This window comes from Burkholderia sp. BDU5 (genome assembly GCF_001522845.1).
Lineage (GTDB): Bacteria > Pseudomonadota > Gammaproteobacteria > Burkholderiales > Burkholderiaceae > Burkholderia > Burkholderia mayonis.
This window is the reverse complement of the sequence record NZ_LOWC01000171.1, coordinates 115714-141957: the sequence shown is the minus strand read 5'-3', so window position 1 is coordinate 141957 and position 26244 is coordinate 115714. Positions and strand designations below refer to the sequence as shown.

Annotated in this window: 27 protein-coding genes and 2 pseudogenes; 13 read left to right on the top strand and 16 right to left on the bottom strand. The window is 70.6% G+C overall.

Translation table 11 applies throughout. From position 1 onward, the window contains the following. Positions 1-53 precede the first annotated feature (53 nt). The 4 genes from WS69_RS28765 to WS69_RS28750 are packed head-to-tail and all read left to right on the top strand — an operon-like array spanning position 54 to position 4813. Positions 54-1088 (top strand): sugar ABC transporter substrate-binding protein, encoded by a 1035-nt coding sequence (locus WS69_RS28765; protein WP_059474030.1) that lies wholly within the window; start codon positions 54-56, stop codon positions 1086-1088. Then, complete coding sequence (locus WS69_RS28760) at positions 1085-2764, top strand: sugar ABC transporter ATP-binding protein (protein WP_059474029.1); 1680 nt, start codon at positions 1085-1087, stop codon at positions 2762-2764. The genes WS69_RS28765 and WS69_RS28760 overlap by 4 nt, the downstream gene beginning before the upstream one ends. After that, a complete protein-coding gene (locus tag WS69_RS28755) occupies positions 2764-3849 on the top strand; it encodes an ABC transporter permease (RefSeq protein ID WP_059474028.1) in 1086 nt (361 codons plus the stop codon). Before WS69_RS28760 ends, WS69_RS28755 begins: the two co-directional genes overlap by 1 nt. Beyond that, on the top strand, positions 3842-4813 hold the full coding sequence (locus WS69_RS28750; protein ID WP_059474027.1) for an ABC transporter permease: 972 nt from the start codon (positions 3842-3844) through the stop codon (positions 4811-4813). The genes WS69_RS28755 and WS69_RS28750 overlap by 8 nt, the downstream gene beginning before the upstream one ends. Before the next feature lie 368 nt (positions 4814-5181). Here WS69_RS28750 and WS69_RS28740 read toward each other — a convergent pair whose 3' ends face one another. The 9 genes and pseudogenes from WS69_RS28740 to WS69_RS32680 form a co-directional block, all read right to left on the bottom strand. Continuing rightward, on the bottom strand, positions 5182-5982 hold the full coding sequence (locus tag WS69_RS28740) for a hypothetical protein (RefSeq protein ID WP_059474025.1): 801 nt from the start codon (positions 5980-5982) through the stop codon (positions 5182-5184). Between the two features lie 92 nt (positions 5983-6074). After that, positions 6075-8711, bottom strand: a complete 2637-nt coding sequence (locus WS69_RS28735; RefSeq protein WP_156438446.1) for a TonB-dependent siderophore receptor — start codon at positions 8709-8711, stop codon at positions 6075-6077. A gap of 55 nt (positions 8712-8766) precedes the next feature. Next, positions 8767-9771, bottom strand: coding sequence for a FecR domain-containing protein (locus WS69_RS28730; RefSeq protein WP_059474023.1), 1005 nt, complete (start codon positions 9769-9771; stop codon positions 8767-8769). Beyond that, the gene (locus WS69_RS28725; RefSeq protein WP_059474022.1) at positions 9768-10277 is read right to left on the bottom strand and encodes a sigma-70 family RNA polymerase sigma factor; all 510 of its coding nucleotides are present in this window, start codon (positions 10275-10277) and stop codon (positions 9768-9770) included. The genes WS69_RS28730 and WS69_RS28725 overlap by 4 nt, the downstream gene beginning before the upstream one ends. A gap of 404 nt (positions 10278-10681) precedes the next feature. Continuing rightward, entirely contained in the window at positions 10682-11041 is a 360-nt protein-coding gene (locus WS69_RS28720; protein WP_059474021.1) for a COG4315 family predicted lipoprotein, read from the bottom strand. 37 nt (positions 11042-11078) lie between these two features. After that, positions 11079-11210 (bottom strand): annotated as a pseudogene (locus tag WS69_RS33905) (YceI family protein); the annotation flags it as partial. A gap of 78 nt (positions 11211-11288) precedes the next feature. Beyond that, positions 11289-12101, bottom strand: coding sequence for an anti-sigma factor family protein (locus WS69_RS28715; RefSeq protein WP_059474020.1), 813 nt, complete (start codon positions 12099-12101; stop codon positions 11289-11291). Further along, positions 12098-12619, bottom strand: coding sequence for a sigma-70 family RNA polymerase sigma factor (locus WS69_RS28710; protein WP_059474058.1), 522 nt, complete (start codon positions 12617-12619; stop codon positions 12098-12100). The genes WS69_RS28715 and WS69_RS28710 overlap by 4 nt, the downstream gene beginning before the upstream one ends. 14 nt (positions 12620-12633) lie before the next feature. Further along, positions 12634-12786 carry a hypothetical protein gene (locus WS69_RS32680; RefSeq protein WP_082716572.1) on the bottom strand — a complete coding sequence of 51 codons (153 nt, stop codon included), beginning with the start codon at positions 12784-12786 and terminating at the stop codon, positions 12634-12636. Positions 12787-13504: 718 nt separating this feature from the next. On the opposite strand from WS69_RS32680, the gene WS69_RS28705 reads away from it, so the two are divergent. Both WS69_RS28705 and WS69_RS28700 read left to right on the top strand, forming a co-directional pair. Beyond that, entirely contained in the window at positions 13505-14464 is a 960-nt protein-coding gene (locus WS69_RS28705) for a helix-turn-helix transcriptional regulator (protein WP_059474057.1), read from the top strand. 160 nt (positions 14465-14624) lie between these two features. Beyond that, entirely contained in the window at positions 14625-15329 is a 705-nt protein-coding gene (locus tag WS69_RS28700) for a fumarylacetoacetate hydrolase family protein (RefSeq protein WP_059474019.1), read from the top strand. Between the two features lie 183 nt (positions 15330-15512). Here WS69_RS28700 and WS69_RS32675 read toward each other — a convergent pair whose 3' ends face one another. The 5 genes from WS69_RS32675 to bufA1 form a co-directional block, all read right to left on the bottom strand. Continuing rightward, positions 15513-15737: a GDCCVxC domain-containing (seleno)protein gene (locus WS69_RS32675; protein WP_082716570.1), complete on the bottom strand. Its 225-nt coding sequence runs from the start codon at positions 15735-15737 to the stop codon at positions 15513-15515. Positions 15738-15799: 62 nt separating this feature from the next. Beyond that, positions 15800-16297, bottom strand: a complete 498-nt coding sequence (locus WS69_RS28690; RefSeq protein WP_059474017.1) for a DoxX family protein — start codon at positions 16295-16297, stop codon at positions 15800-15802. Beyond that, on the bottom strand, positions 16294-17115 hold the full coding sequence (locus WS69_RS28685) for an HvfC/BufC N-terminal domain-containing protein (protein WP_059474016.1): 822 nt from the start codon (positions 17113-17115) through the stop codon (positions 16294-16296). Before WS69_RS28685 ends, WS69_RS28690 begins: the two co-directional genes overlap by 4 nt. After that, on the bottom strand, positions 17087-17992 hold the full coding sequence (gene bufB, locus WS69_RS28680; protein ID WP_442854928.1) for an MNIO family bufferin maturase: 906 nt from the start codon (positions 17990-17992) through the stop codon (positions 17087-17089). Before bufB ends, WS69_RS28685 begins: the two co-directional genes overlap by 29 nt. 13 nt (positions 17993-18005) lie before the next feature. Further along, entirely contained in the window at positions 18006-18326 is a 321-nt protein-coding gene (gene bufA1, locus WS69_RS28675; protein WP_059474014.1) for a BufA1 family periplasmic bufferin-type metallophore, read from the bottom strand. Between the two features lie 136 nt (positions 18327-18462). Here bufA1 and WS69_RS28670 point away from each other — a divergent pair, with 136 nt between their 5' ends. From WS69_RS28670 to WS69_RS28660, 3 genes are all read left to right on the top strand, one after another. Continuing rightward, positions 18463-19122 (top strand): sigma-70 family RNA polymerase sigma factor, encoded by a 660-nt coding sequence (locus WS69_RS28670; protein ID WP_059474013.1) that lies wholly within the window; start codon positions 18463-18465, stop codon positions 19120-19122. Beyond that, on the top strand, positions 19119-19769 hold the full coding sequence (locus WS69_RS28665; protein WP_059474012.1) for an NrsF family protein: 651 nt from the start codon (positions 19119-19121) through the stop codon (positions 19767-19769). The genes WS69_RS28670 and WS69_RS28665 overlap by 4 nt, the downstream gene beginning before the upstream one ends. A gap of 187 nt (positions 19770-19956) precedes the next feature. Then, positions 19957-20865, top strand: coding sequence for a CPBP family intramembrane glutamic endopeptidase (locus tag WS69_RS28660; RefSeq protein WP_331457991.1), 909 nt, complete (start codon positions 19957-19959; stop codon positions 20863-20865). 48 nt (positions 20866-20913) lie between these two features. Here WS69_RS28660 and WS69_RS28655 read toward each other — a convergent pair whose 3' ends face one another. Then, positions 20914-21585: a MarC family protein gene (locus WS69_RS28655; RefSeq protein WP_059474010.1), complete on the bottom strand. Its 672-nt coding sequence runs from the start codon at positions 21583-21585 to the stop codon at positions 20914-20916. A 380-nt stretch (positions 21586-21965) separates the two neighbouring features. Here WS69_RS28655 and WS69_RS28650 point away from each other — a divergent pair, with 380 nt between their 5' ends. Further along, the gene (locus tag WS69_RS28650) at positions 21966-23051 is read left to right on the top strand and encodes a calcium:proton antiporter (RefSeq protein ID WP_059474009.1); all 1086 of its coding nucleotides are present in this window, start codon (positions 21966-21968) and stop codon (positions 23049-23051) included. A gap of 154 nt (positions 23052-23205) precedes the next feature. On the opposite strand, the gene WS69_RS28645 is transcribed toward WS69_RS28650, so the two are convergent. Continuing rightward, positions 23206-24174 (bottom strand): LysR family transcriptional regulator, encoded by a 969-nt coding sequence (locus WS69_RS28645; protein ID WP_059474008.1) that lies wholly within the window; start codon positions 24172-24174, stop codon positions 23206-23208. A 20-nt stretch (positions 24175-24194) separates the two neighbouring features. Here WS69_RS28645 and WS69_RS28640 point away from each other — a divergent pair. The 3 genes and pseudogenes from WS69_RS28640 to WS69_RS28630 all read left to right on the top strand — a co-directional run bounded on the left by WS69_RS28640 (position 24195) and on the right by WS69_RS28630 (position 26224). Then, positions 24195-24459, top strand: a pseudogene (locus WS69_RS28640) (hypothetical protein). 60 nt (positions 24460-24519) lie between these two features. Next, positions 24520-25698 (top strand): HPP family protein, encoded by a 1179-nt coding sequence (locus tag WS69_RS28635; RefSeq protein WP_059474007.1) that lies wholly within the window; start codon positions 24520-24522, stop codon positions 25696-25698. 112 nt (positions 25699-25810) lie between these two features. Next, positions 25811-26224, top strand: a complete 414-nt coding sequence (locus tag WS69_RS28630) for a MarR family winged helix-turn-helix transcriptional regulator (RefSeq protein WP_059474006.1) — start codon at positions 25811-25813, stop codon at positions 26222-26224. Positions 26225-26244 lie beyond the last annotated feature (20 nt).

The window sequence follows — 26244 nt, the reverse complement described above, 5'->3', positions numbered from 1 at the left end:
TTGCACAGAATCATTCGTTCATCTCAACACCATTGCCCGAACGCCCACGAACCATGCCACGTCCGCTCCCGCCGTTCGCTCGCCTGCTGTCCACGCTGTTCGCCGCCGCGCTCGCGGTCGGCATCGCCGCCGCATCCGCCCGCGCCGCGCCACCCGGGCAGCCGGACCGCGCGACGCTGCCGCTCGCCGGCAAGCGGATCGGCATCACGGTCGCCGGCACCGACCATGACTGGGATCTGCAGGCGTACCAGGGCGCCGTCGACGAAGTGAAGCGTCTCGGCGGCACGCCGATCGCGCTCGACGCGGGCCGCAGCGACAGTCGCCAGATCGCACAGATCCAGACGCTGATCGCGCAGAAGCCGGACGCGATCGTCGAGCAGCTCGGCACCGCGTCCGTGCTCGAGCCGTGGCTGAAGAAGATCCGGCAGGCGGGCATCCCGCTCTTCACGATCGACACCGCATCGGCGTCGAGCCTGAACGTCGTCACGTCCGACAACTTCCTGATCGGCTCGCAGCTCGCGCTCAAGCTCGTCAACGACATCCGCGGCGAAGGCAACATCCTCGTCTTCAACGGCTTTTACGGCGTGCCCGTGTGCGCGATCCGATACGATCAGTTGAAGGCCGTGCTGAAGTGGTATCCGAAGGTGAAAATCATCGAGCCCGAGCTGCGCGACGTGATCCCGAACACCGCACAGAACGCGTACGCGCAGATCAGCCAGCTATTGCAGAAGTATCCGAAGGGGTCGATCTCGGCGATCTGGGCCGCGTGGGACATCCCGCAGGTCGGCGCGACGCAGGCGGTCGACGCGGCCGGCCGCGCCGAAATCCGCACATACGCGGTCGACGGCAGCCCCGAGGCGGTCGCGCTCGTCAGGAATCCGAAGTCGAGCGCGGCGGCCGTCGTCGCGCAGCAGCCGGCGCTGATCGGCCGGACCGCGGTGCGCAACGTTGCGCGCTATCTGGCGGGCGACCGGTCGCTGCCCGCTTACACGTTCGTGCCGTCGGTGCTCGTCGCGAAAGACAACGCGGGCGTCGCGCAGCGCACGCTCGGACAGGCGTCCGTCGACGCCGAGGCCGCGCGGCGATGACGGCGGCTCACGCGGCATCCGCCGCGCCCGAAGTCGACGCGCCGCTCGCGCTCGACGTGCGGCGCGCCGTCAAGCGCTTCAACGGCGTCGCGGCGCTGCGCGGCGCATCGCTCGCGGTGCAGCGCGGCACCGTGCACGGGCTGATCGGCCAGAACGGCGCGGGCAAGTCGACGCTCATCAAGATCCTCGCGGGCCTCCACGCGCCGGACGAAGGCGAGATCGTCATCGGCGGCGCGTCGCTCGCGGCGAGCGGCTCTGGCTCCGGCTCCACGCGCAAGCAGGCGGCCCGGATCGGCTTCATCCACCAGGAACGGCTGCTGCCCGCGACGTTCACGGTCGCCGAGGCGCTGTTCTTCCCGCAGCCGCCGACGCTCGGCGGCGCATCGCGGCTCGCCCGCCTGCTGCCGCTCGACGTCGGACGGATGAGGCGCGACTGCCGCGCGGTGCTGCACGAGCAATTCGGCGTCGACCTGCCGCCCGATCGGCTGATCGGCGAACTCTCCATCGCCGAGCAGCAGATCGTGCAGATCACGAGCGCGCTGATCCGGCGCAGCGAGATCCTCGTATTCGACGAGCCGACCGCGGCGCTCGTGACGAGCGAGGTCGACCGGCTGCTGCGGACGATCGAGCGGCTGCGCGCCGACGGCCACACGATTCTCTACGTATCGCATTACTTGAACGAGATCGCGCGCGTGTGCGATCGCGTGACCGTGCTGCGCGACGGCGTCGACGTCGCGCATCTCGACGCGCGCGCCGCGTCGCGCGACACACTCGTCGCCGCGATGATCGGCGAGCCGCACGCAAACGCCACGCCGCGCCGCGAGCCGGTCGCGCCGCGCACGCCGGGCGAGATCGCGCTCGAAGCCCGCGACCTCGCGCTGCCCGGCCGCTTCGGGCCGCTGTCGTTGTCGGTGCGGCGCGGCGAGGTCGTCGGGCTGACGGGCGTGCTCGGCTCCGGCGGCAAGGACGTGATCCGCGCCCTCTTCGGTCTCGCGCGCGGCGCGCGTGGCGGCATCGCGATCGACGGCCGTGCCGTGTGCGTGCGGCGGCCGCGCGACGCGGTCGCGCACGGCATCGCGCTCGTGCCGGAAAACCGCCTGGCGCACGGCGTCGCGGGCGCGCTGTCGGTGCGCGAAAACGTCGTGCTCGCGGGCCTGCCGCGCGTGTCGCGCTTCGGCTTCGTGCGCGGCCGACGCGAGGCCGACGCCGCCGACGCGCTGATCCGCCGACTCGACATCCGCCCCGCGCGCGCCGACTGGCCGGTGCGCGTCCTGTCGGGCGGCAACCAGCAGAAAGTCGCGCTCGCGAAGTGGCTCGGGCGCGCGTCGACGGTCTATCTGCTCGACGAGCCCACGGCCGGCGTCGACGTCGGCGCGAAGGCGCAGATCTACCGGCTGATCGACGAACTGGCGCGCTCGGGCGCCGCCGTGCTGCTGTTCACGAGCGACCTGACCGAGCTGCTCGACGTGACCGATCGCGTGTACGTGATGGCGCGCGGCGAGATCGTCGCGGCGCGCGCGTCCGCGCGGACGACCACACAGGACGTGCTCGCCTGGGCGACGCTCGCGCGCGAGCCGCAGCGCGGCAATGCGGGCGCCGGCGAGCATGATGCGGCGAATCCGGCGGAGGCTTCGCCCGATACGAACGCCGCGCCGCCCGCCGCGGAGGCCGCCTGATGTCTTGGCCAGCGAAAAAGAGCGGCATCAGCGCCCGCGCATTCGATCTCGGCCGCGCGGATGCGGCCACATCGGGCACGCCGGCCACGTCACGCGCGGACGCGCGCAATCGCCCAATCGACCGCCGCGTCCTCGTTCGCGGCGGCGCATGGCTTGCGCTCGCGGTCGTGATCGCAGGCTTTTCCGTCAGTTCGCCGCTGTTCCTGACGTTCGCGAACCTCGGCAACGTGCTGCAGCAAAGCGCCGTCACCGGCCTGCTCGCGTTCGGGTTGACGATCGTGATGATCGGCGGCGGCGCCGACGCGATCAAAGGCGGGCTCGATCTGTCGATCGCGGCGAATCTCGGCCTGTGCGCGGCCGTATTCGCAGTCGTCACGCGCGACGGACAGGGCGACGCGATCGCATTCGCCGCGACCTGCGCGGCGGGCGTCGCGGTCGGCGCGCTCAACGCATGGGCGGTCGCGTGGCTGCGAATCCTGCCGCTCCTCGCGACGCTGACGACGATGAACGTCTGCGCGGGCCTCGAGCTCGTGCTGACCGAGAACACGCCGCTGCCGTCCGCGAGCCCGCTCGTCGCCGCGCTCGCGGGCGCCGGTCCGTTCGGCGCGCCGTGGCTCGCGTACGCGCTCGTGAGCGTCGCGGCCGCGCTCGGCGTGCTCGTCCACCGGACCCGTTACGGGCTGCGGCTGCACGCGGTCGGCGCGCATCGCGCGGCCGCGCTCGCCGCGGGCGTCGACGCGCGCCGCTACGTCGCGTCGAGCTATCTCGCATGCGGCCTCGCCGCCGCGCTCGCGGCGCTCGCATCGTCGGCGCTCCTGAGCGGCAGCGCGCCCGGCGCGGGCGACAACCTGCTGCCCGTCATCGCGGCAGTGCTGCTCGGCGTCGTGTTCTCGCGGCGGCTCGCGCCGACGATTCCCGGCACGCTCGTCGCCGTGCTGTTCGTCGGCATGCTCGCGAACGGTTTTCAGTTGAACAACGTGTCGAGCTATTGGATGAGCGGCGTCGAGGGCGCGCTGATTCTCTTCGTCGTCGCAGCCGTCGCGCTGCTGCGCCGCCGCCAGTCGGAGGGCCCGTTCGATGCGTGACGCATTCGACCGTCTGCAGCGCTTCGCCGTCGTCGGCGCGCTCGTCGCCGTGCTCGTGTTCTTCACGGTCGCCGCGCCGGGCTTCGCGACGCTTGCGAACGTCGAGCACGTGCTCGTCAACACCTTCGCGCTGCTCGCGATCGCCGCGCTCGGGATGACGCTCGCGCTGTCGATCGGCGCGATCGATCTGTCGCTCGGCACCGCGATCGATGTCGCGAGCCTCGCGTTCGTCGCGGCGCTCGCGCATCGCGCGGGTTTCACCCCCACCGCGCTCGCGGGACTCGGCGCGGCGCTCGCGGTGGGGGCGGGCAATGCGCTCCTCGTCACGCGGCTCGGGATCGCGCCGTTTCTCGCGACGCTCGGCACGCTGTTCATCGGCCAGACGATCCAGCAGCTTGCGACGGGCGGCGGACAGCCGATCTATCTGCTGAGTGTCGCGCCGCCGCCCGCGTTCGATGCGCTCGCGCACGGCGCGTTCGTCAACGTCGCGCTGCCGCTGTGGATCGTCGCGGCGCTCGCGCTCGCGCTGCATCTCGCGCTCGAGCGCTCGACGCTCGGCCGGCGGCTGCGCGCGCTCGGCGCGCAGCCGGGCGTCGCGCGCTACTCAGGGCTGCGCGTCGGCGCGCTCGCGGCGGGCGCGTTTGTCGCGAGCGCGCTGATCTACGGCGTCGCGGGGCTCGTGTTGTCGTCGACGGTCAAGTCGTACGCGCCGCAAGCGGGCAACGCGTATCTGCTGAACGCGATCGGCGCGACGTTCATCGGCGCGACGCTGTCCGCGACGCGCCGGCCGAACGTCGCGGGCACGCTGATCGGCGTGCTGCTCGTCAGCTTCGTCGCGAACGGATTGCTGCTGATCGGCTGGAACTTCTACTGGCAGCAAGCGGCGAGCGGCGCGCTCGTGTTCGCGGTGCTCGTGCTCGGCTCGGGGTTCGGGCGCGGCGGGCTCGCGCGGGAAGCTGGCTAGGCGGGCGGCTGCGGGCCGGACGCCGTATTCGACGCGTCGTGTCTCGCGCGAGCCCGGGGGACCGGCCCGCGTCCATCCTTGCGCCTTCGCCGCCCGCCCTCCACTTCGTCCGGACGATCGGGCGTCGACGGTCCCGTCGATCTCGCGATCGACGCGTTGCTGATCGAGACCTCGGCCTTCATCGACACGAACGACTCCGGCGGTCTCGACGGTTTCGCCGCTCGATCGCCGCTCGATCGCCCCTCGATCACCGCCCGATCACCGCTCGATTGCCGCCGATCTCAACGGATTCAACGGATTCAACGGTTTCAACGGTTTCAACGGTTTCGACGATTCCCCCGATCGTCGACCCGCCGCGCGCGCTCCGTTCAGCGCAGGCCCGCCGCCCAGTCGACCGCCGCGTCGAACAGCGCGACGCCTTCGGGCGACAGATTGCCGAACGTGTCGTTGTTCAGGAAGAACATCACGCGGCGCGCGGGCGCGAGCGTTTCATAGTCCATCGTCGCGCCCGTCTCGTACGCGAAGATCGCGGCCTTGTCCGGCTCGCCGTAGACGGTCGCGACGATGCTCGCGCCGAGCCCCGGCTTGCCCCAGCTCATCCCCGCCTGCCGGCCGTAGACGTTCGTCGTCCCCGCCGGCAGCCCCGCGGCGATCGGATGCGGCGCGTTCACGAGCCATAGATAGCGCGCCTTGCCCGTCTCGCCGAAGTCGACGTCGTGACGCTTGCCCGTCATCGCGAAATCGTCGAGCAGGTCGTTCTCCCACGTCAGCAGCGGCTTCGCGAGCGTGCGCCAGCCGCGCGCGACGCGCTTGCTCGATACCGTCGACGACACGATCACGAGATCGGCGTCGGCCGCTGCGTCGACGGGCTGCGCTTCGTCGACGAACCGCACCGCGTAGCCGCGCGACGCCAGATGCGCTTTCGCGTTCTCGTCGGTTTTCAGATTGGGCCCGCCCAGCTGGACGAGCATCGCGATGCGCTTGCCGGCGCCCGGTCGAAGCGCGTCGCCGGACGCGCGCTGTTCCGCAGACGTAGGCACAGGCGCAGACGCGCCCGCGTACGCGACGACGGGCGCCGCCGCGGCAAGACCGCACGCGAGCGCCGCGCCGCCCAACCCGCGCAGCACGCGACGGCGCATCTGCATCAAACGATCGAATCGTTGCTTCATCGGTTTCTCCCGCGCGCGCCGCGCCGTGTGCCGCGCGGCACGGCGCGCGCCTGATCGATATGGAAATCGGAAAATGAAAACGGGGCCGCCGCTCAGAACTGCAGCGTCGTCAGCAGCGACACCTGCCGCGCGTCGCCGACCGACACGAAGTACCGGTTCACGCTCGACGGGTAGTACGTCCGGTTGAACAGGTTTTTCACGTTCAACTGGAACTGCAGCTTCTGCTTGCCGATCCGCGTGTCGTAGGTCGCGAACGCGTCGGCGGTCGCATACGCGGGCAGCGTGAAGCTGTTCGCCGAATCGCCCGGCCGCGTGCCGACGTAGCGGCCCGCCGCGCCGATCCGCAGGTCGTCGCCGCCGAATACGGGGCCCGCGTCGTAGACGGCCGCAAGCGACGCCGTGTGCTGCGCAACGTTCCACAAGCGGTTGCCCGCGTAGAGCGGATCGTCGGTCGTCTTCGCGTCGATGTACGCGTAGCTCGCGATCACGTTCCAGCGCTCGCCGATCCGTCCCGACACGTCGAGCTCGATCCCGCGCGAACGCGCGCGGCCGGACGTGCGCCAGTCGGTCTGGTTCGTCGCGTCGTTGTACTGCGACACGAGCACGTTCTTCTTGTCGATATCGAAGAACGCGAGCGTGCCGGTCAGGCCGCTCGGCATGTCGAGCTTCGCGCCGAGCTCCCACGACGCGCCCTCTTCGGGCGCGGTCGAGCCGTCGATCACGTAGCCGCCCGACATCGGCGCGATCTTCGACGTCGGCTTCAGCGACTGCGTGTAGCTGCCGTACAGCGACAGCGCGTCGTTCCACTTGTAGACGATGCCCGCGCGCGGCAGCCACTTCGTGCCGCTCAGGTCCGTATTGACATGGAATGGACGCCCGCGTCCCGCGAGCTGGCTGTAGCGGACGAAGCGCGCGCCGCCGACGAGAATCCACTTGTCGGTCAGATGGATGCTGTCCTGGAAGAACACCGACGCAGTGTGCATCGTGTCGCTCTGGTCGCTGTCCGACGGCGACACGGTCGTCGACGGCGAGATCAGCCCGTACGCCGGGTCCAGATAGCTGAACGGCGTCTTGACCGCCTGGCGCAGCATGTCCGCGCGATAGACCTGCCGGTATTCGCTGTCGACGCCGAACTGCACGTCGTGCCGCATCCCGGCGAGCGCGACGCGGCCGTCGACGTAGGCGATTCCGTAGCTGTCGGTGCTGCGCGAGCCGTGCGTCGCGTCGTTGCTGCGCGTGAGCGTGCCCTTGACCGGATCGATCGCCGTGATGCGAATCTGGTTGGCATCGTAGGTCTCGCGGTTGTAGCTGTAGCCGAGGTGCACCTTCCAGCCGGGCGCGAGCTGGTGGTCGACCGTCAGTTGCGCAAGGTTCGATTCGCCGCGCATGTCGTTGAACGGCTCGTCGAGGCGGCGGCGGCTCGGGATCGCGAGCGGCTCGTTCGTGCGCGGGTCGAGCGCAGTGCCGCGATCGAACGGCATCAGGAACCGGCGATATTCATACGACAGCACGACCTGCGTGTCGCGGCCGTACCACGCGAGCGACGGCGCGACGAGCGTCTCGCGATGCTCGCCGTAGTTGCGCCAGTACTGCTCGCCGGTCTGATCGACGATCAGCCGGTACGCGAGCCGCGAGTCGCCGATCGCGCCCGTCGAATCGAACGTGACTTCGCCGCCGTTCCTGCCGTGCCCGTACGTCGAGCCGAGCACCGAAATCGCGTGGTACCGCGCGAGCCGCGGCTGCTTCGCGACGACGTTGATCACGCCGCCCGGGTCCATGATCCCGTACAGCAGCGACGCCGGGCCTTTCAGCACTTCGACGCTGTCCGTCGTCGCGTTCAGCGAGCGGCCCTGGACGATCGGCATGCCGTTGCGCATCACCGAGCCGTCGCGGTTGTCGCCGAAGCCGCGCTTCATCACCGTGTCCTGCGTGCTGCCGAGCGTGTTGCCCTGCGTGATGCCGCTCACGTTCGCGAGCGCGTCGTCGAGGTTGCGCGGACGCTGATCGCGCAGCACCTGCTGCGGCACGACGTTGACGGCCTGCGGCACCTCCGACAGCGGCGCGTCGCTGCGCAGCCCCGCCGCCTCGCGCGGCGGCCGGTAGCTGTCCGCGTGCAGGCCGCTCGCGCGCACCGAGACCGTCGGCAGCGTCGTGTCGGTCGCGAGTCCCGCCGCCGCGCTCGACGCGGCCGAAGCCGCGGGCAGCCTGACGAGCGTGTAGCCGCCGCTCGGCTGCCTGACCGCGACGAGGCCCGTGCCCGTCAGCAGCCGGTCGAGCGCCGCGGCCGTGTCGGCGCGGCCGTGCAGGCCGGGGCTTTGCAGCCCCGCGGTCAGTTCGCCCGGGAACGCCAGCAGGATGCCGGTCTCGCGGCCGAAGCGGTTCAGCGCGGCTTCGAGCGGACCAGCCGGGATGTCGTATGCGCGCGTCGCGGCCGCGGGCTCGGCGGCGTTCGACTCCGCGGGTGCGGCGAACGCCGAGAACAGCGCGGCGGCGGCGAGGCGCGTGACGATGCGGCGCGGCGCGAACTGCGGCGCGGTCGCTTCGCCGCCTTGCACCGCGGGCGGGCAGCCGTGCCCGTGCCCGCGCGCGGCGCGCCGGATGCGCGCCGCCGGTTCGGCCGGCGAGCGTGCCGGGTCCGCGAACGCGCTGCCGCGCGAATTGCGATTGCAGATTGAATCCATGATCGATGACTCGTTGACGATGGGTTGAGTGCAGCCTTCATTCCCCATGTCACGCGAACATCGAAAACAGCTCAGGCCATGCGAAGATTTTTTCCCGAAGCGCTCATTCGCGCGCCGCGACGACCGTCACCCAATAGCGGGTCGCGTATTCGACGTCGACGGGCAGCGTCTCGCGCAGCGTATCGAGGATGCGGTCGGGGTCGTCGAGCGGGTACGTGCCCGACACGCGGAGGTTCGCGACTGCCGCGTCGCAACGCACGCGGCCCGGGCGGTAGCGGTCGATCTCGGCGAGCAGGTCGGCGAGGCGCAGGTTCGACGCGACGAGCATCCCGTCGGCCCACGCGCCCGCATCGCCGCCGATCGTGCGCGGCGGCCCGACGAGCGCATCGCGCGTGAAGTCCGCGCCCTGCCCGGCTGCGATCACGCGCGGCTCGCCGGCCGAGCGCAGCGGCGCGATCCGCACCGCGCCTTCGAACACGTCGACGCGCGTCGCCTCGCCGCGCTCGCGCACCGAGAAGCGCGTGCCGACCGGCCGCACGTCGCCGTGCGCGGTCGCGATCACGAGCGGACGCGCGGCCGCGCGCGCCGCGTCGCGGCCGCTCGTCACCATGATCTCGCCGCGCAGCAGGCGCACGCCGCGCGTCGTGTCGTCGAAGCGAACGTCGATCGCGCTGTCGGTGTTGAGGACGACCGTCGTGCCGTCGGCGAGCGTGACCGTGCGCCGCTCGCCGACCGCCGTGCGCACGTCCGCGCCCCAAGCGCGCCACGGCACGCAGGTGCCGGCGGTCCATGCGGCGCCGCCCGCGAACAGCAGCACCGCGAGCGACTTGACCGCCGCGCGCCGCCCGCGCGAGCGCGACGGCAGCAGCGCCGCGCGGGCGGCCTGCGCGCTCAGCGTGTCGGCGACGCGGCCGAGTCTCCCGTTGACCGTCTCGATGTGCCGCCATGCGGCATCGTGCGCCGGGTCCTCCGCGCGCCACCGCGCGAGGCGCGCATGCGTCGCGTCGGTCGCGCGGCCCGAGCCGAGCTCGACCCACCACTCGACCGCACGCCGTGCGACGGGCGCGGGCACCGCCGGCGGCCCGCCGACGCGCTCCGCCCCGCTCATGCGGCGATCGCGAAGTAGCACTGCGCGCCTGCCTTCACGAGATAGCGCTTGACGGTCGCGAGCGACACGCGCAGCTCGGCCGCGATCTGCGCATGCGTCATCCCGTCGAGCTGAGCGAGCAGGAATGCGCGCTTGACCGCGGCGGGCAGCCCGTCGAGCATCCGCTCGATCTCGAGCAGCGTCTCGAACAGGATCGCGCGCGTCTCCGGCGAAGGCGCGACTGCCTCCGGCAATTGCGCGAGCGCGTCGAGATACGCGCGCTCGAGCCGCTCGCGCCGCCAGTGGTTGTACAGCACGCGCTGCGCGACCGTCGTCAGGAACGCGCGCGGCTCGGCAGCGCTGATCGGCTCGTCGCGTGCGAGGAGGCGGATGAACGTGTCGTGGACGAGATCGGCCGCGCGTTCGCCGCAGCCGAGCTTCTTCGACAGCCAACCGTGCAGCCAGCCGCGATGACCGGTGTAGAGCGCAGCGATCTCTCGCTGCAAAGGCAGAGTGTTGGCCGGCATGGACGTGATTCCCCCGGATCGTCGCGCCGGGATGCGGTTTTGTAAATGAGAATGATTATTATATACAAGCTTGCAACCGTGCGGCGAGCGTGTCGTCGCGATCTGCGGGACAGCCGCCACTTTCTTTTCGTCTTCGCTCGCCATGACCGCCTGCCGGTCCGGACGCGCGCCCGCCGATGCGCTCGCCCAGCCGCGCGGCGCTTCGCTTGCGGCCGTCGCCTCCAGTCGCGCTCGCGTACGCGACCGCATTCGCGTCCCGAACGATCGGCGCTGTCCGGCGGCGGCCGCGGCTGCGCCCCCTTTCCCGTTTCACCGTGCGCCGCCGCGGACGGCCGCCCCGGGCAGCGCGCGGCGCACGCGCTCACCCGCCGTCGCCCGCCGTGCCGGCGATGCGGCCGCGCCCGTCAAGGCTTCGCGACATGCCACATGCCGCCGAAGCCGTCGCCGTTGCGCTGCCCGGGCTGCTTATCGCCCGAAAAGCGATACAGCGGATGCCCCTTGTACGTCCATTGATGCTTGCCGCCCTCCGTGGCGATGAGGCCGAGGTCGCCGCCCGGCTTGTCGTACGGATCGGCGAGCGCCGCCGGCCAGTTCGCCGCGCAGCCGCCCACGCACACGCTCTTGCCGGGCATCGTGTCCCGGTCGAGCGTGTAGAGCGTCATGCCGCCGCCGTCGACGACCATGCCGTTCGACGCCCTCGGCGGCTCCGCGAGCGCCGCGGCCGGCGCCGCGCACGCAATCGCGACCAGCAGGATTTTGATCATGATGACTCTCCTTGAACGAAGAAAACGGGCGCGCCGGCTACGGATCCGCGCGCGCCCTGACAAATTCGGCCTGGATCCGCATCCGCACGTCGTCGCCGACGGCGGGCAGCCAGCGCGACAGTCCGAACGACGTCCGGCTGAAGTGGCCGTCGGCGACGCACGCGAGCGTCGCGACTGCTTTCCCGCATGAGCCTGCCGCACCCATGATCGCCTCTTTGCCGCATCGACGTCACACTCCGGCTCGCGCCTACCGCCATCGATCCGGATGGCCGCCGAGCTCGCCGCAGACATCGACCGCGATCGCGCGCAGCCGGTCTTCGGCGAGCTGCCCGGACAGCGCGTACGCGGTGTGATCGCTGACCCAGTAGAACGTGCGCCGCTCGCCGTCGCGCAGCAGCTCGACCGCCGTCTCGTGCTGCGCGGACGCGCTCACGTAGAGCGCGAGCCGCCCCCCCGCCGGGCTCTCGTACATGAACTGCGCGGCGGGGCCGGCCGCGCCCGGCAGCAGCCGGCCGCCGAGCAGCGCGAAGCCGTATTCGTCGAGCGACGGCGCGACGATTCGCCGGCCGATCCGCGCCGACAGCCACGTGGCGAGCGCGCCGTCGCGGCCGGCTGCGATCTCGACCGGGTGCCGCGCGTCGGGCGCGTAAACCGCGTATGCGAGATTCGCCTGGCGCGCGAAAACCGTCTGCGCGGCTGCGGGCGCCGCGAATTCCGGCGCGAACTGCGGCGCGACCGCGCCGCCCAACCACCCGAGCGCGACGCCCGCCGCCAGCGCGCCGCCAGCGAACGCGGCGCGACGCCACCAAGGAGCGCGCACGCGCAGCACGACGCACGGGCCGTTGCTCTGCGCGGCGGGGGCGGCGAACAGCGCGCGCAACGCCGCGCGCTGCGCGCGATAGTGCGACGCGACGTCCGCCGCGCGCGCATCGTCGGCAAGCCGCTCGGCGATCGCGCGACGCTCCGCCTCCGGCAGCTCGCCGTCGACGAACGCCGACAACGCGAGCAGCCCCGGTTCGTCGAATTCCGGCGCGACAGTGGGATCGAGATCGTCGCTCATCGATGATTTCTCGCTGTGGTGAAGGACAACGGTCGTCGCTGCGACGCGTCGGTCAGCAGCGCGCGCATGTGCTCCCGCGCGCGCGACAACCGCGACATCACCGTGCCGACCGGCACGCCAAGCACCGTCGACGCCTCCTGATAGCTCAGTTCCTCGACGCACACGAGCAACAGCACTTCGCGCTGCTCGAGCGGCAGCCGGTACAGCATCCGCTGCACGTCGCGCAGCACGAGCGCATCGACCTGGCCGGCCGGCGCTTCGAGCGTGCGCCACGGGCCGTCGTCTTCGTCGACGGCGAATTCGCGGCGCGCGCGCAACTGGTCGATGTACAGATGGCGCAGGATCGTCAACAGCCACGCGCGCAGGTTGCTGTCAGGGCGAAACGCGCGCATTCGCGCGAGCGCGCGCTCGGCGGTGTCCTGCACCAGATCGTCGGCCCACGCGGGATCGCCCGTCAGCGCGCGCGCATAGCGGCGCAACTGCGGCAGCCAGCCGACCACATCCGTTTCGAAGCTCACGCGCAGCGCCGTCGTCAATAGCCGCCGCCACCGCCGCTGCCCCTGCCGTAGCCGCTCGTCGGCGCGGCATGGCCGGACGATGACATGTCGTCCGACGATGCGCAGCCCGCGGACAGCATCAGCGCGAGCAGCGCGAATACGGCCGAAAGAACCCGTGTCGATGTCATTTCCGCCTCCCGGCGGCGCGCCTGTTGCGTTCGGACGCCGCTCGCACGCCGCGGCGTGCGGCGCCCATGTGTACAAGAACGTTCGTCGGGCGCGCTTTATTCCGACGCTTCCGGACGTCCGTAACCACAAAGATAGGCCGGATCGCGCCTGGGACACGTTCCGGAAAACGCGGTGGAACCGTTTCGGGAGTTGGGCGGCGCGCGTCGACGCCAACCTGGCCGCGGTTGCGCGCCTGCCGAGCGGTCGTGAGCGGATTGCCGATTGCTGTTGCGGGTTGCGGATTACGGGTTGCGGGCGACCATCGCGATGTCTGTCAAAATAGCGGCGCGCGATCATCCGCCCGGGGCTCGATACGCATGCCGGTTTCGGCGGCGGTTTCGCCGGGCGGCCACATGAAAGCAGCCCCCTGAGGCAATGCAAGAATCGCCGTTCCGGCAGTTGAAGAAAATGGCGGTTTGCGCGACGGCGTCTCCCATCGCATGGACGCCCGGCGACGCCGCCCCGCACGTGCGCCGAAGCAACGCAAGCCGCCATGCCGAAGCGACAGCCTGCACGCGGCATCGACAGCAGACGCGATGCCGCAGCCGGCCCGCCCCCGCGCTCACGCATTTTTGCGACAATCTGACGATTCCCCGCCGCGCGCGGCCGATTGCAAGACCCGCATCACGACCGCCCCGACCGCCCATGCCATCCACCGTCAAGCCGCGCACGTACGGCATGCCCGAGCGCAGCGACCGCCTCGACTTCTACATCCGCGACGAGGCCGCCCGCCGGGCGATCACCGAGCCGCACCGGCACGCGTATTTCCAGATCCAGTTCAACCTCGGCGGCGACACCGAGCAGCAAATCGGCGGCGTCACGCGCCCGTTTCCACGCGGCGCGCTCGCGTTCGTGCTGCCGCACCGCGAGCATCTGATTCCGCACCCGCCGGGCGCGCACTTCGTCGTGATCAACTTTTCGCTGGCGTTCCTGCGCGCCGACCTCGACGTCGATCCGCTCGATCTCGAAGATGTGTCCGCGCAGCGCGCGCCCGAGCTCGCGCCGTTCCGCTTCCAGGAGCACCTCGATTTCATCCTGACGGGCGCGGCGTTCGACGACGCGCGCCGCCTCGCGCAGCGGATGCTCGAAACCGACCGCGCGCGCACGTTCGGCTCGGCGCCGCTGTTGCGCGGCTACCTGCTGCAGCTGATCGGACTCGTCTGCACGCAGTATGCGGGGCCGCTCACGAAGCTCGCGCAGAACGGCGCGCACCGCACGGGCCGCCGCGACGCGTTTGCGCGCGTGCTGCGTCACGTGCGCGCAAACCTGACGAACGACGCACTGACGCTCGCGGGCACCGCGCGCGCGGCGTTCCTGTCGCCGAACTACCTCGCGCATCTGATCCGCAAGGAAACCGGCAGCACGTTCACCGATCTCGTCACCGAGCGTCGGATCGCGCTCGCGCAGTCGCTGCTCGCGCACACGACGCGGCGGATCGCCGACGTCGCGCACGCGGTCGGCTTTCGCGACGAAGGGTATTTCTCGCGGCGCTTTCGCGCGTGCGTCGGCGTATCGCCGAAGGACTACCGCGACGCGAACGGCGCACCCGACGCCGCCGTCGCGCGAGCCGCCGAGGATGCGAAGGACGCCGCCGGTGCAAAAGGCGCGATCCGGGCGGCCGCGAAGCCGCGCGCGTAGTTTTGTCCATGAAGACGACACATCCGTCGCATCGCCGTGCGCGCCGCATTGCTATCGTCGACGTGTCGCCGACGCCTGCCGCGATGCACGGCCGGGCGTCCCGCTTCCGAAGACCGCAGCTTCCGTTTTCGCTTTCCGAAACCCTTTCAGAGATCAGAAGATGACCGATTACGTTTTCGCGCCGCCTGCCGTTCCGTCCGTCGAGATTGCCGGCTCCGCCGCGCGCTTTCCGGTGCGCCGCGTGTTCTGCGTCGGCCGCAACTACGCGGACCACGCGCGCGAGATGGGCGCCGATCCGAACCGCGAGCCGCCGTTCTTCTTCTCGAAGCCCGCCGACGCGATCGTGCCCGCGAGCGGCACGGTGCCGTATCCGACGCTCACGTCCGATCTGCATCACGAGATCGAGCTCGTGATCGCGATCGGCCGCGGCGGCCGCGCGATCGCCGCCGATTCGGCGCTCGACCACGTGTGGGGCTACGGCGTCGGCGTCGACCTGACGCGACGCGATCTGCAGGCTGAAGCGAAGAAAGCGGGCCGGCCGTGGGATTGGGCGAAGGGCTTCGACGCGTCGGGTCCGCTGACGGCGCTGCATCCGGCCGCATCGATCGGCCATCCGCAGCGCGGGCGGATCTGGCTCGCGGTGAACGGCGACGCGCGCCAGCAAGGCGACCTTGCCGACATGATCTGGCCCATCGCCGACATCGTCAGCTACGCGTCGCGCGCGATCGAGCTGCGCGCCGGCGACCTGATCTTCACCGGCACGCCGGCGGGCGTCGCCGCGCTGCAGCCGGGCGACCGCGTGACGGGCGGCGTCGACGGCGTCGCGTCGTTCGAATTCGTCGTCGGGGAGAAGCCGGCCGCGTGAGCGATGTCGGCGGTTGCGCGGCGGAATCGGAGCCATCGCCCGCCAAGCGGCGGAAGCCTTGCGGGCAAGCGCGTCGCGCACGACGTCGCCGGCGTTCGCGCCGCGCCGTCGAGCGCGACATCGCGCCCCGAGCCGGGACCGCGTGCACGCCGCAGTGCTCGACGCCGGGCGGCTGGCCCATCGTCAAGAACAGGCCGAATCGTCGGACTCCGATGTCCGCTGCCTGGACGGACAACGCACCGAACCGTACGAGCAAAACACGCAGCAATCGCCCGGACGCGGACGCAGCAGCGCTCCGCAAGCAGTGCATGCGTAATGGAACAGGCAGACATCCTCCGGCATCGTTTCCTCCCGCGCGAAACCGCAGTGCGGACAGGTCAGCACGGATTCCCGCACGATCTCGTTCATCGCTTTCTCCCCGCAGCGAGCTCGCGCTTGGCGCGGCCGACGCTCGGCCTGATCCGCCTCGCCTACGCCCCGCCAACCGTCGCCGACACGTCCGGGCGCAGCCAGCGCCGCCACAACCAATGATCGACCGACAGCGTGCCCGCGCCGCGACACAGCAGCACGAGCAGCATCGCCGCCCACTGGATGTGCGTCGGCCACGCCTGCGGATACACGAATATCTCGATGACGGAGGTCATGCCGAGCAGCGCCACCGCCACAGGCCGCGTGGCCAGGCCGAGCACGAGCAGCACGGGCGTGCTGAGCTCGATCGACACGGCAGCGTACGCGGCCAGCTCGGGCGGCAGCAACGGCAGCCGGTACTCGTCGCGGAACAACGCGAGCGCCGTGTCCCAGTTCGCGAGCTTCGTCATCGCCGAATTCCAGAAGATCGTCGCCACCGCCAGCCGCAGCGGAATCGCGAGCAGCCAGTAAGGCACGCGTTCGAGCCGCTGCGCGACGCGCAACAGCCCCGCCTTGCACTCGGCGCGCCAGATGCCGCCGGTTCGAATCGGGCGAGTCATGATCGCGATCCCCCGTGCGTCGAGTCGATGTCGCCGTCCTGCGCCGCCGCATCGGCGAAGCAGCCGCGCGACAAGAGCGTGGCGAAGCGCGCATGCGCGTCCGCCTGCGGCGCGTTCGCGAGCGCGGCGTCGATCGGCTCGCCCGCGAAGAGCGCGCACGCGACGCGCCAATCCGCCTCGTCGAGCCTCAGCACGTCGACGCCGTCGTCGGTGCGCTGCGCGAGCAGATGCACGGGGCCGTCGTCGAGCCGGATCTGCCGCAGCGCACGATCGTCCTGCTCGAGCACCGCGCGCCAGATCGCGTCGACCGGATACGCGCTGCGCAGCAGCCGCGCGGCGGGATGCGGCCGCAGCCGGAGCGCGCGAAGCGCCGGTTCGCCGAGTCGCGCAAGGCGCGCGAGATCGAGGGTCGCCACATCGGGCGCGTGCAGCGCGAGATCGACCTGCCATTCGAGACGCGCGACGTCCGCCAGATACGGCACGCAAGCCGTCTCCGGCATCCGCGCGAGAAATGCGGGAAACTCGGCGCCATACGCGTCGAGCCACGCGCTCGCCGGCGGCGATGCACGAGCGAAAAGACCGGCCGCGCCTTCGAAGAACGCGGCGCCCACCACCCGCTCCGTCGCGGGGAACGCAAGCCGCAGCGCGTCCCGCAGCACGCTCGCGGACGTGTTCCGATAGACGCGCAGACGCGCGGCCGGCGCCAGCCCGTCCGGCAGCACCCAGTCCGTTGCCTCGGGGCCGGCGGCGCCGCCATCGGACAGACTGCGTCGAACGGCCCACTGCAATTCAGCCAGCGTCGGCGTTCGCGGATTCATGTCGAACCTCCTCCAGCGCCGACTCGGCGATCGCCGCTTCCTGCATCAGCGTGCCGACGGGCGGCACGTCGGTGTCCCATTCGATCAGCGTCGGCACCGCGCCGAAGCTGTGCAGCGCGACGCGATACAGCGCCCAAACCGCGGGCGCGACGCGCGAGCCGTGATCGTCGATGCGCAGCACGCGGCCCCCGTCTAGCCGCACCATGCGATGGCCGGCAAGATGGATCTCGCCGATCGCGGCGGGCGGCAGCGCCGCAAGATAAGTCAGCGGATTCCAGCCGTGATTGCACGCGCTGACATAGACGTTGTTGACGTCGCAGAGGATGCCGCAGCCGGTGCGCCGCGCGAGCGCCGCCAGAAATTCCCACTCGGGTATCGTCGAATGCGCGAAGCGAAGATAGGTCGACGGATTCTCGACGAGCAGCCGCCGGCCGAGCGCCGTCTGCACTTGATCCACGTGCCGGCTCACGACGTCGAGCGCCTCTTCGGTCATCGGCAGCGGCAGCAGATCGGCAAGATACGCGCCGCCCACCGCGCTCCACGACAGATGCTCGGACACGAGCGCCGGCTGGTAGCGCGCGACCGCGTCGCGCACGCGGGCCAGATGCGCGGCGTCGATCCCGTCGGCGCTGCCGAGAGACAGCCCGACGCCGTGCAGCGACACCGGATAGTCGCGCCGAATCGCGTCCAGCACGCGCGGCGCGGCGCCGCCGCCCATGTAGTTCTCGGTATGCACCTCGAACCATGCGACGGCGGGCCGCTCGTCGAGCACCGCCCGATGATGGCGAAAACGCAGGCCGATGCCCGCTCGCCCGGCAATCGCGCCGGGCGATGCGTCACCGGGCGTCGGGCGCATCCGCGCCGGGATCGTGCTCATGATCGGGCGCGCGTCAGCCGGCCTTCAGCATGCCGCCCGAGATCTTGCTGCAATCGCCCGCCGGCAGCAGCACGAACGACTTCGGGTCGCGCGCCTGGCTCGCCTGGCCGGCGCAAGAATGTGCGCCTTCCGCGCAGTCGTTCTTCGCCATCGCATTGATGCCGTAGCACTTCTCGAGCTTGTTTTGCGCCATCCTTGCCATATTGTCCTTCACGATCTGCGGCATGCCGCTCATGTCCTTCATGCCTTGCGCCTGCCCGGGCGCGGCCTGCATCGCGAGCGCGACGCCGATCGCGGCGGACAGCGACGAAATCGTCAAAGCGGATCTGCTCATGGTGTCTTCTCCTGAGAGGGGATTTGCGATCGCGGGGATGCGACCTTGTCAGAAATTTCGCGCCGGCGCGACAAAAGGTTACGCGGCGCAACGAAGATTTTTTGCGCCGCGCCACCGACGCAGAGCGTGGACGACCATGACCGACGAAATGCATCATGACGGGACGCGGCTCCGGGCGAGCGAGCCGCCCCCCGCCCCCAGCGCGCGAGACGACGCTTGCGCGCACACCGCGATCCGCGCCGACGGCTCGCCCGACTGGTCGACGCTGATGGCGCGCGCGCAGGCAGGCGATCGCGGCGCGTACCGCCGCCTGCTCGACAGCGTCGCGCCGTACCTTCGGCGCTTCGCGGCCCGCCACGGCGTCCATCCGGATGCCGTCGAGGATGCCGTGCAGGACATCCTGATCACCCTTCATCAGATGCGTCACACGTACGCGCCCGAGCGGCCGTTCGGCCCGTGGCTCGTGGCGATCGCCGGCCGGCGCGTGGTCGACGCGCTGCGCCGCTCGGGACGCGCGGCCGCTCGCGAAATCCCGCTCGATCCGGAGCATGAAACCTTGCCCGGCGTCGGAGCGAATCTTATGGAGGAAGCCGCCGACGCCGCGGTGCTGCGCGAGATGCTGGCCCGGCTGCCGGCCGGACAGCGCGACGCGATCCGTCTGCTGAAATTCGAGGAGATGTCGTTGAAGGAAGCCGCATTGGCGACCGGGATGACCGTCGCCGCATTGAAGGTCGCCGTGCATCGCGGCGTCGCGACGCTGCGCAAGCTGCTGCAACAACGGGGAAATGGCCGATGAGGTCGACCGGCGCACTGATCGAATCGCTCGTGACCGATGCCGCGCCGGTCCGGCGCCTGCACGCGCCGACCTGGCGGGCGGCCGGATGGCTGTTGTTCGCGGCGGCGCTGCTCGTGTGCGTGGCCGTCGCGCACCGGACGCGGCCCGACCTGCCGCTCAAGCTGCACGAGCCGATGTTCGCGACGCGCGTGGCCGCCGCCATGCTGACCGGCGTGCTGTCGGCTGTCGCCGCGTTCGTCGTCGGCATCCCGGGACGCTCGCTGCGATGGCTGCTGTTGCCGACGCCCGCGCTGCTCGTCTGGATGTCGACGATCGGCTACGGCTGCCTGACGGACTGGGTCGAGATCGGGCCGAATGGCATATCGCCCGGCGAAACGCTGCGCTGCTTCGCGACGCTCACGCTCGTCGGCGTGCCGTTGTCGCTCGCCCTGCTGCTGATGTCGCGCCACGTCGCGCGACTCGCGCCGATGCCGGTGGCGACGGCGGGCGGGCTCGCGGTTTCCGCGCTGTCCGCGGTCGCGCTGTCGCTGTTCCATCCGATCGACGCGACGGCGATGATTCTCGTCTGGAATGTCGGCGTCGCGGTGCTCGCGTCGGTTGCCGGCGCCCGGTATGGACAACGGCTGTTCGCGTGGGTGGCGCGTTAGCCTGGAGCCGGAGCGCGCCCGATATCCGCACTCGGCGATCCCGACGCGCGCGGGCGCGGCAACGTCGGACGACGCCGCCCGGCGCGCCGCATGGCCCGGAAAACAGACGATTCGACGCGCGCCGCACCGCCTCCGATGCGAGTCCGCGCCACGAGCGTCCGGCTCGCGACCACGAACGCGTTATGATGTGCGGCCTTTCATCAGATCATTCGTGGTGCGATTCATGTCTGGCAATACCCTCTGGCTCGCGGCTCCATGGGCCGCTCTCTTCGTCGCCGCGCTCGCGGCCGTCTGGATTCCGAAGCTGCGCGCGGCGAGCATCGGCCTCGGCGCGCTCGGCTATGCGGGGGCATTTGCGACCGGCCTGATGGCACCCGTCGCGCTCGCGCCGATCGCGCTCCTCGCGGCCGCGGCGTACGCAGTCGCCCCCCAGCGCCCCGCGGCCGTCCGCGTTGCGGGACACGTCGTTTTCGTCGTGCTCGCGGTCGCGCTGATGCTCCACTGGCTGCCGGGCTTTCACAACCCGCGCGTGATCGGCCCCGTGCGCTACACGCCCGACGCCGCGCCGTTTACGATGTACGTGAATCTCGACAAGCCGCTCGCCGGCTTCTGGCTGCTGTGGGTGCTGCCATGGCTCCAGCCGATCGACGACCGCGCGCGGGCATGGCGCACGGGGATCGTCGCGGCCGTCGCGACCTCCGCGGTCTGCCTCGTGTTCGCGCTCGGCGTCGGCCTCGTCGGCTGGGCGCCGAAGTGGCCCGACTCCGCATGGCTGTGGCTCGCGAACAATCTGCTGTTCGTCTGCTTCGCCGAAGAAGCGCTGTTCCGCGGCTATCTGCAAGGCGGGCTGAGCCGGCTGCTCGCGAACCGCGTACCGGCCGCAGGCGCGGTCGCGCTCGTCGCCGCCGCGCTGCTGTTCGGCGCCGCGCACGCCGCAGGGGGCTGGCAATGGATCGCGCTCGCGACCGTCGCGGGCATCGGCTACGGGCTCGCGTATCGCACGGGCGGACTGCAAGCCGCGGTGCTCGCGCACGTCGGCCTGAATCTCGCGCACTTCGGCCTGTTCACCTATCCGATGCTCGCGGCCGCACGCTGAGCGTCTTCTCGCGCGCGGCCGGTCCGGCCGCGCGTCACGCCGCGTCGATCACTTGATCTGGTCGGCGAGCGGCTGCAGGAACTCGGAGAAGCCCGTCAGCATGATCTGCACGCCGACGCACAGCAGCAGGAACGCCGACACCCGCATCGCAACCTTCGTCCCTTCGCTGCCGAGGTAGCGTGCGAGGAATGCCGCGCGGCTGTACGTCAGCCAGATCACGAGCGCGGCGAGCGCCGACACCGCGACCGACACGATGCTCGACAGCAAGAACTCCGACAGCTTGTGCGTGCGGTTCGCGTTCAGCGCGATCGCGGTCGCGATCGAGCCGGGGCCCGTCGTCAGCGGAATCGTCAGCGGGAAGAACGCGCGCGCCATCGCGTTGCGCGGTTCGACGGGCTGCGCCGCGGTGTCGCCGCCGCTCGGCACGTCGGGCTGGTTGAGCATCTGCCAGCCGGCGACGGCAACCGCCAGGCCGCCGCCGATCCGCAGCGCCTCGAGCGAAATCCCGAAGAAATGCAGCACTGGCGTGCCGACGAAGAACGCGGCGAGCAGCACGATGAACGCGTTGATCGCGACCTTGCGCGCGAGCGCCGCGCGCTGCGATTCGGTGAGCGACTCGGTGCGTTCGAGGAACAGGAACGCGATGCCGAACGGATTGATGATGCCCATGAGGCCGGTGAAGCCGAACAGGATTTCGGAGATCAGGCGGTCGACGATCATCGAGTGGCCGGGAAGACGAAAGGTTGAGAGACGCCGCGCGCGGCCGCGCCATTGTAGAGCATGCGCGGCGCGCAAAACGGCCGGCCGCATGCGCGCCGCCACGCGGCCGCCGCCTTCACGCCGCCTCGCCGCGCCGGTCGATCACCCGCTTCGCCTTGCCCGTCGCGGTCGTCGAAATCGCGCCCGCGGGCAGCACCGCGACGCCCGCCGGCCATCGAGATGTCTTACAGTTCTCGCAACCGTCGGCGGCGCGACGGCGGCGTGTTTCGGCTTGGCCGTCTGCGTGGTCCGCGCCGCATCGCGCGGCCGCTTGCCGGATATCGGCGCCGGACCGCCTGTTAGAATCCCCGCTCGCGCCTCGCCTCGACCAAGGACACGCCATGCCGATCTCATCGCCCGCCCTCCCGCGCTGGACACTCGCCGCCCCGCTCGCCGCCTGGCTGGTGCTCGCGCTGTCGCGCGTCGTGCCGGCCGAAGGCTTCGTCATCGTAATCGTCGCCGCCGCGCTCGCGGGCGCCGTGTTCGCCGCCGTCCATCATGCCGAAGTCGTCGCGCATCGCGTCGGCGAGCCGTTCGGCACGCTCGTGCTCGCGATCGCCGTCACCGTGATCGAGGTCGCGCTGATCGTGTCGGTGATGCTGACGAGCGGCCCCGAGAAATCCGGGCTCGCGCGCGATACCGTGTTCGCCGCGGTGATGATCGTCTGCAACGGGATCGTCGGGCTGTGCCTGCTCGTCGGCGGCTGGAAGCACGGCGAGCAGGACTTCCAGGGACGCGGCGCGACGAAGGCGCTCGCGGTGCTCGCGTCGCTGTCGGTGCTGTCGCTCGTGATGCCGAACTACCTGAGCGCCGCGCCCGGCCCGCATCTGTCGACGTCGCAGCTCGCGTTCGCCGGCGTGTCGTCGCTCGTGCTGTACGGCATGTTCGTGTTCGTGCAGACGGTCCGTCACCGCGACTACTTCCTGATCGACGGCAGCGCCGACGAATCCGTCCACGCGGTGCCGCCGAGCGGCCGCACCACGCTCACGAGCATCGTGTTCCTGTTCGTGAGCCTCATCGCGGTCGTGCTGCTCGCGAAGCTGTTGTCGCCCGCAGTCGAGCGCACAGTGTTCAGGCTCGGCGCGCCCGAAGCGGCCGTCGGCATCGTGATCGCCGCACTGGTGCTGTTGCCGGAAGGGCTCGCCGCGGTCGGCGCGGCGCGCGCGAACCGGCTGCAAACGAGCATGAATCTCGCGCTCGGCTCCGCGCTCGCGAGCATCGGCCTCACGATCCCGACCGTCGCGGCCGTGTTCATCTCGACGGGCGCCCCGCTCACGCTCGGCATCGGCGGGATGGAGACGGTGCTGCTGTCGCTGACGCTGCTCGTCAGCACGCTCACGCTGAGCCTGGGACGCACGACCGTGCTGCACGGCGTCGTGCACCTGTCGCTGTTCGCCGCCTACCTGTTCCTGTCGGTCACGCACTGACGCCGCCCGCGCGCGTCGGCACCGTCCGGTGCGCGCGGCTTCGCTTCACGTCTCCCTCTGTCGAATTCGGCGGCGAGCCGCCGGGCCCGCGCCGTTCGCGTTGCGTTGCGATCATTGCGCGCACGGAACGCGGCAGCCGCTCACACGTTCACGCTCACGCGCGCTTGCGCGCCGGCTGGGCGGCGGCACGCGTGAGCCGGTCGAGCTCCACGACGTCCTCGGCGAGCGCGGGCGTCAACGTCGTGCGCAGATGATCGAGGAACGTGCGGATCTTCGCGTCGAGGTAGCGGCGCGTCGCATAGACGGCGTAGACGCTCAGCGTGTCGAGCCGATAGTTCGGCAGCACGCGGACGAGCCGCCCTTCGCGGATGTCGTCGAGCGCCGTGTACAGCGCGATCGAGCCGATCCCGCGCCCCGCGCGCACCGCGACCGAAAGCGCATCGGGCACATTCGCCTGAAACGGCGCGGGCGGCAGCGCATACACGGTCTCGTCGCCGTCGTCGCGCTCGAGCCGCCATTCGCCGCCCGGCGACGCCGGCGTGTCGAGCCGCAGGCACACGTGCTTCGCGAGAGCCTCCGGCGTCGTCGGCGTGCCGTGCCGCGCGAGATACTCGCGCGACGCGACGAGCACGCTGCAGCTCGTCCCGCAGGTCTGCGCGACGTAGCCCGAATCGGGCAGATGCGATGCCGACACGATCGACACGTCGTAGCCCTCCTCGACGAGATTCGGCATCCGCTGCGCGAGCGTCAGCTCGACCGACACGTCGGGATTGTCCTCCTGATAGCGAACGATCGACGACACCACGTGACTCTGCCCGAGCCCCGTCATCGCATGGATGCGCAGCTTGCCGCTCGGCCGCAGTAGCGCGTTGCGCGCCTCGGCGTTCGCGTAGTCGATCTCGGCGAGGATCGACTTCGCGCGTTCGAAGTAGCGCTGGCCGCTTTCGGTCAACCCGAGGTGACGGGTCGTCCGGTGCAACAGGCGCGTCTGCACGTGCGCTTCGAGATTCGAAACGGCACGCGACACCTGAGCGGTGGTCGCGTCGATTTCCTTCGCGACCGCGGTGAAACTGCCGGCTTCGACGACGCGCACGAACAGGCGCATGTTATCGAGCATGTCCATGGGATTGGCTTCGGGTAGGGATGAGAAACGATGGCCGGCGAGATGCGGCAAGCGCCGCTGAACGCGGCCGGAAGGCGGCTGATCGACCGGATGCGCAGGCCATGGGAAGGCGGAAGGCGGGCATCGGGGACGGCAAATTATGTGATTCGTCGGGATCAGATCGGCGAAATTGTACGCCGATGCGCGCCGGCGCGCTCGCTCGCGCCCATTTTCCCGCATCCCGAAACGCCGACAGCCGGCCCCGTGCTCGGCGAGGTCGGCAATTTGTATCACAATGACATATAATTTCGCGCTCGGCGCGCGACCGACCGGCGCACCTTCCCTTTACGCTACGGCAGTCCGACCTTGTCTTCGTCTCTCGTGTTTCGTCATCGCCTTCATCATTGGCTCCTGCGTTTCGTCCCGATTCCGGTGACGCTCGGCTGGCGCGAACGCCTGCGTTCGTGCGCGGGCGCGCTCGCCGGCATCGGCTGCGTCGGTGTGGCGATGCGCATGCTGCCGGGCATTCCGGGCGACGTGCCGCTCCTCGTCGCGCCGATGGGCGCTTCGGCCGTGCTGCTGTTCGCGGTGCCGGCGAGCCCGCTTGCGCAGCCGTGGTCGCTGATCGGGGGCAACCTCGTCGCGGCGACGGTCGGCGTCGGGTGCGCGCAATGGATCGCCGATCCCGTGCTCGCCGCGTCGCTCGCGATCGCGTGCGCGATCGGCGCGATGTTCGCGCTGCGCTGCGTGCATCCGCCGTCGGGCGCGGTCGCGCTGACGGCGGTCGTCGGCGGCCCGGCCGTGCACGCGCTCGGCTTTCGCTTCGTCGTCGAGCCGATCGCGCTGCAATCGGCCGCCCTCCTCGGCGCGGCGCTCGTCTATCACGCACTCACCGGCCACCGCTATCCGCACGGCGGCGCGCAGCCGCAGCCGGAACCGAAGTCGGATGCGGCCGTGACGCCGCTGCACGCGCGCTTCGTGCGCGCCGATCTCGAAGCGGTGCTGAAAAGCCGCAGCGAATGGCTCGACGTCGCGCCGGAAGACCTCGAATCGCTGCTGCGCGAAACCGAGCTGCGCGCGTACGCGCGCACGTTCGACGAGCTGTCGTGCGCCGACATCATGACGCGCCCGACGATCAGCATTGCGCCCGACACGCCGCTGCCCGCCGCGATGACGCTGCTCGACCGGCACCGGATCAAGGCGCTGCCCGTCGTCGATGCGAATACGCGCGTCGTCGGCATCGTCACGCGCGCGGACTTGTCGAGGGCCGCGCCGTACGCGACGCCAAGCCTCTTGCGCAGCCTGTCCGCGCGGCTGCCGCGCACGCTCGCCGGCCCGGCGTTCGTCGCGCGGACGGTGATGAGCACGCGCGTGCACACGGTGCGCACGACGACGCCGATCGCCGAGCTCGTGCCGCTCTTCGCCGATCACGGCCACCACCACATCCCGGTCGTCGACGCGAACCAGACGCTCGCCGGCATCGTCACGCAGGCGGACCTGATCGCCGGGCTCTATCGGCAGTCGCAGGTGCGTCTCGCCGCGTAAGCGCAAGGAATCGCGCAAGGAATCGGCACAATGAATTCGAGCACGCCGGATGCCGTCAAAATACATCACATTATGATATATTTGCGCACTTTTCGATCACGTTGGAACGTCGATGACGAAACCGGCACGCGAGCTGCGCAAGGCAGACTTCGAACAGCTTTCCGAATTCCGCTATCAGATGCGGCGCTTCGAGCGCTTCTCCGAGCGGGCCGCGCAAAGCGAGGGCATCACGCCGCTGCAATACCTGCTGCTGCTCCACATCAAGGGCTATCCCGAGCGCGACTGGGCGACGGTGGGCGAGCTCGCCGAGCGGCTGCAGGCGCAGCATCACGGCGTCGTCGCGCTGGTGACGCGCTGCGAAGCGGTCGGGCTCGTCCGGCGCAAGCCGAGCGAGACCGATCGCCGGCAAGTCGAAGTGCATCTGGAGCCGGCCGGCGAGCGCGTGCTCGCACGGCTCGCCGAGCTGCACCGCGCGGAGCTGAAATCGCTGCGCGGCGCGTTCCAGGTGCCGCAGATCGATTACTGATCCGATAAAACCAACCACGT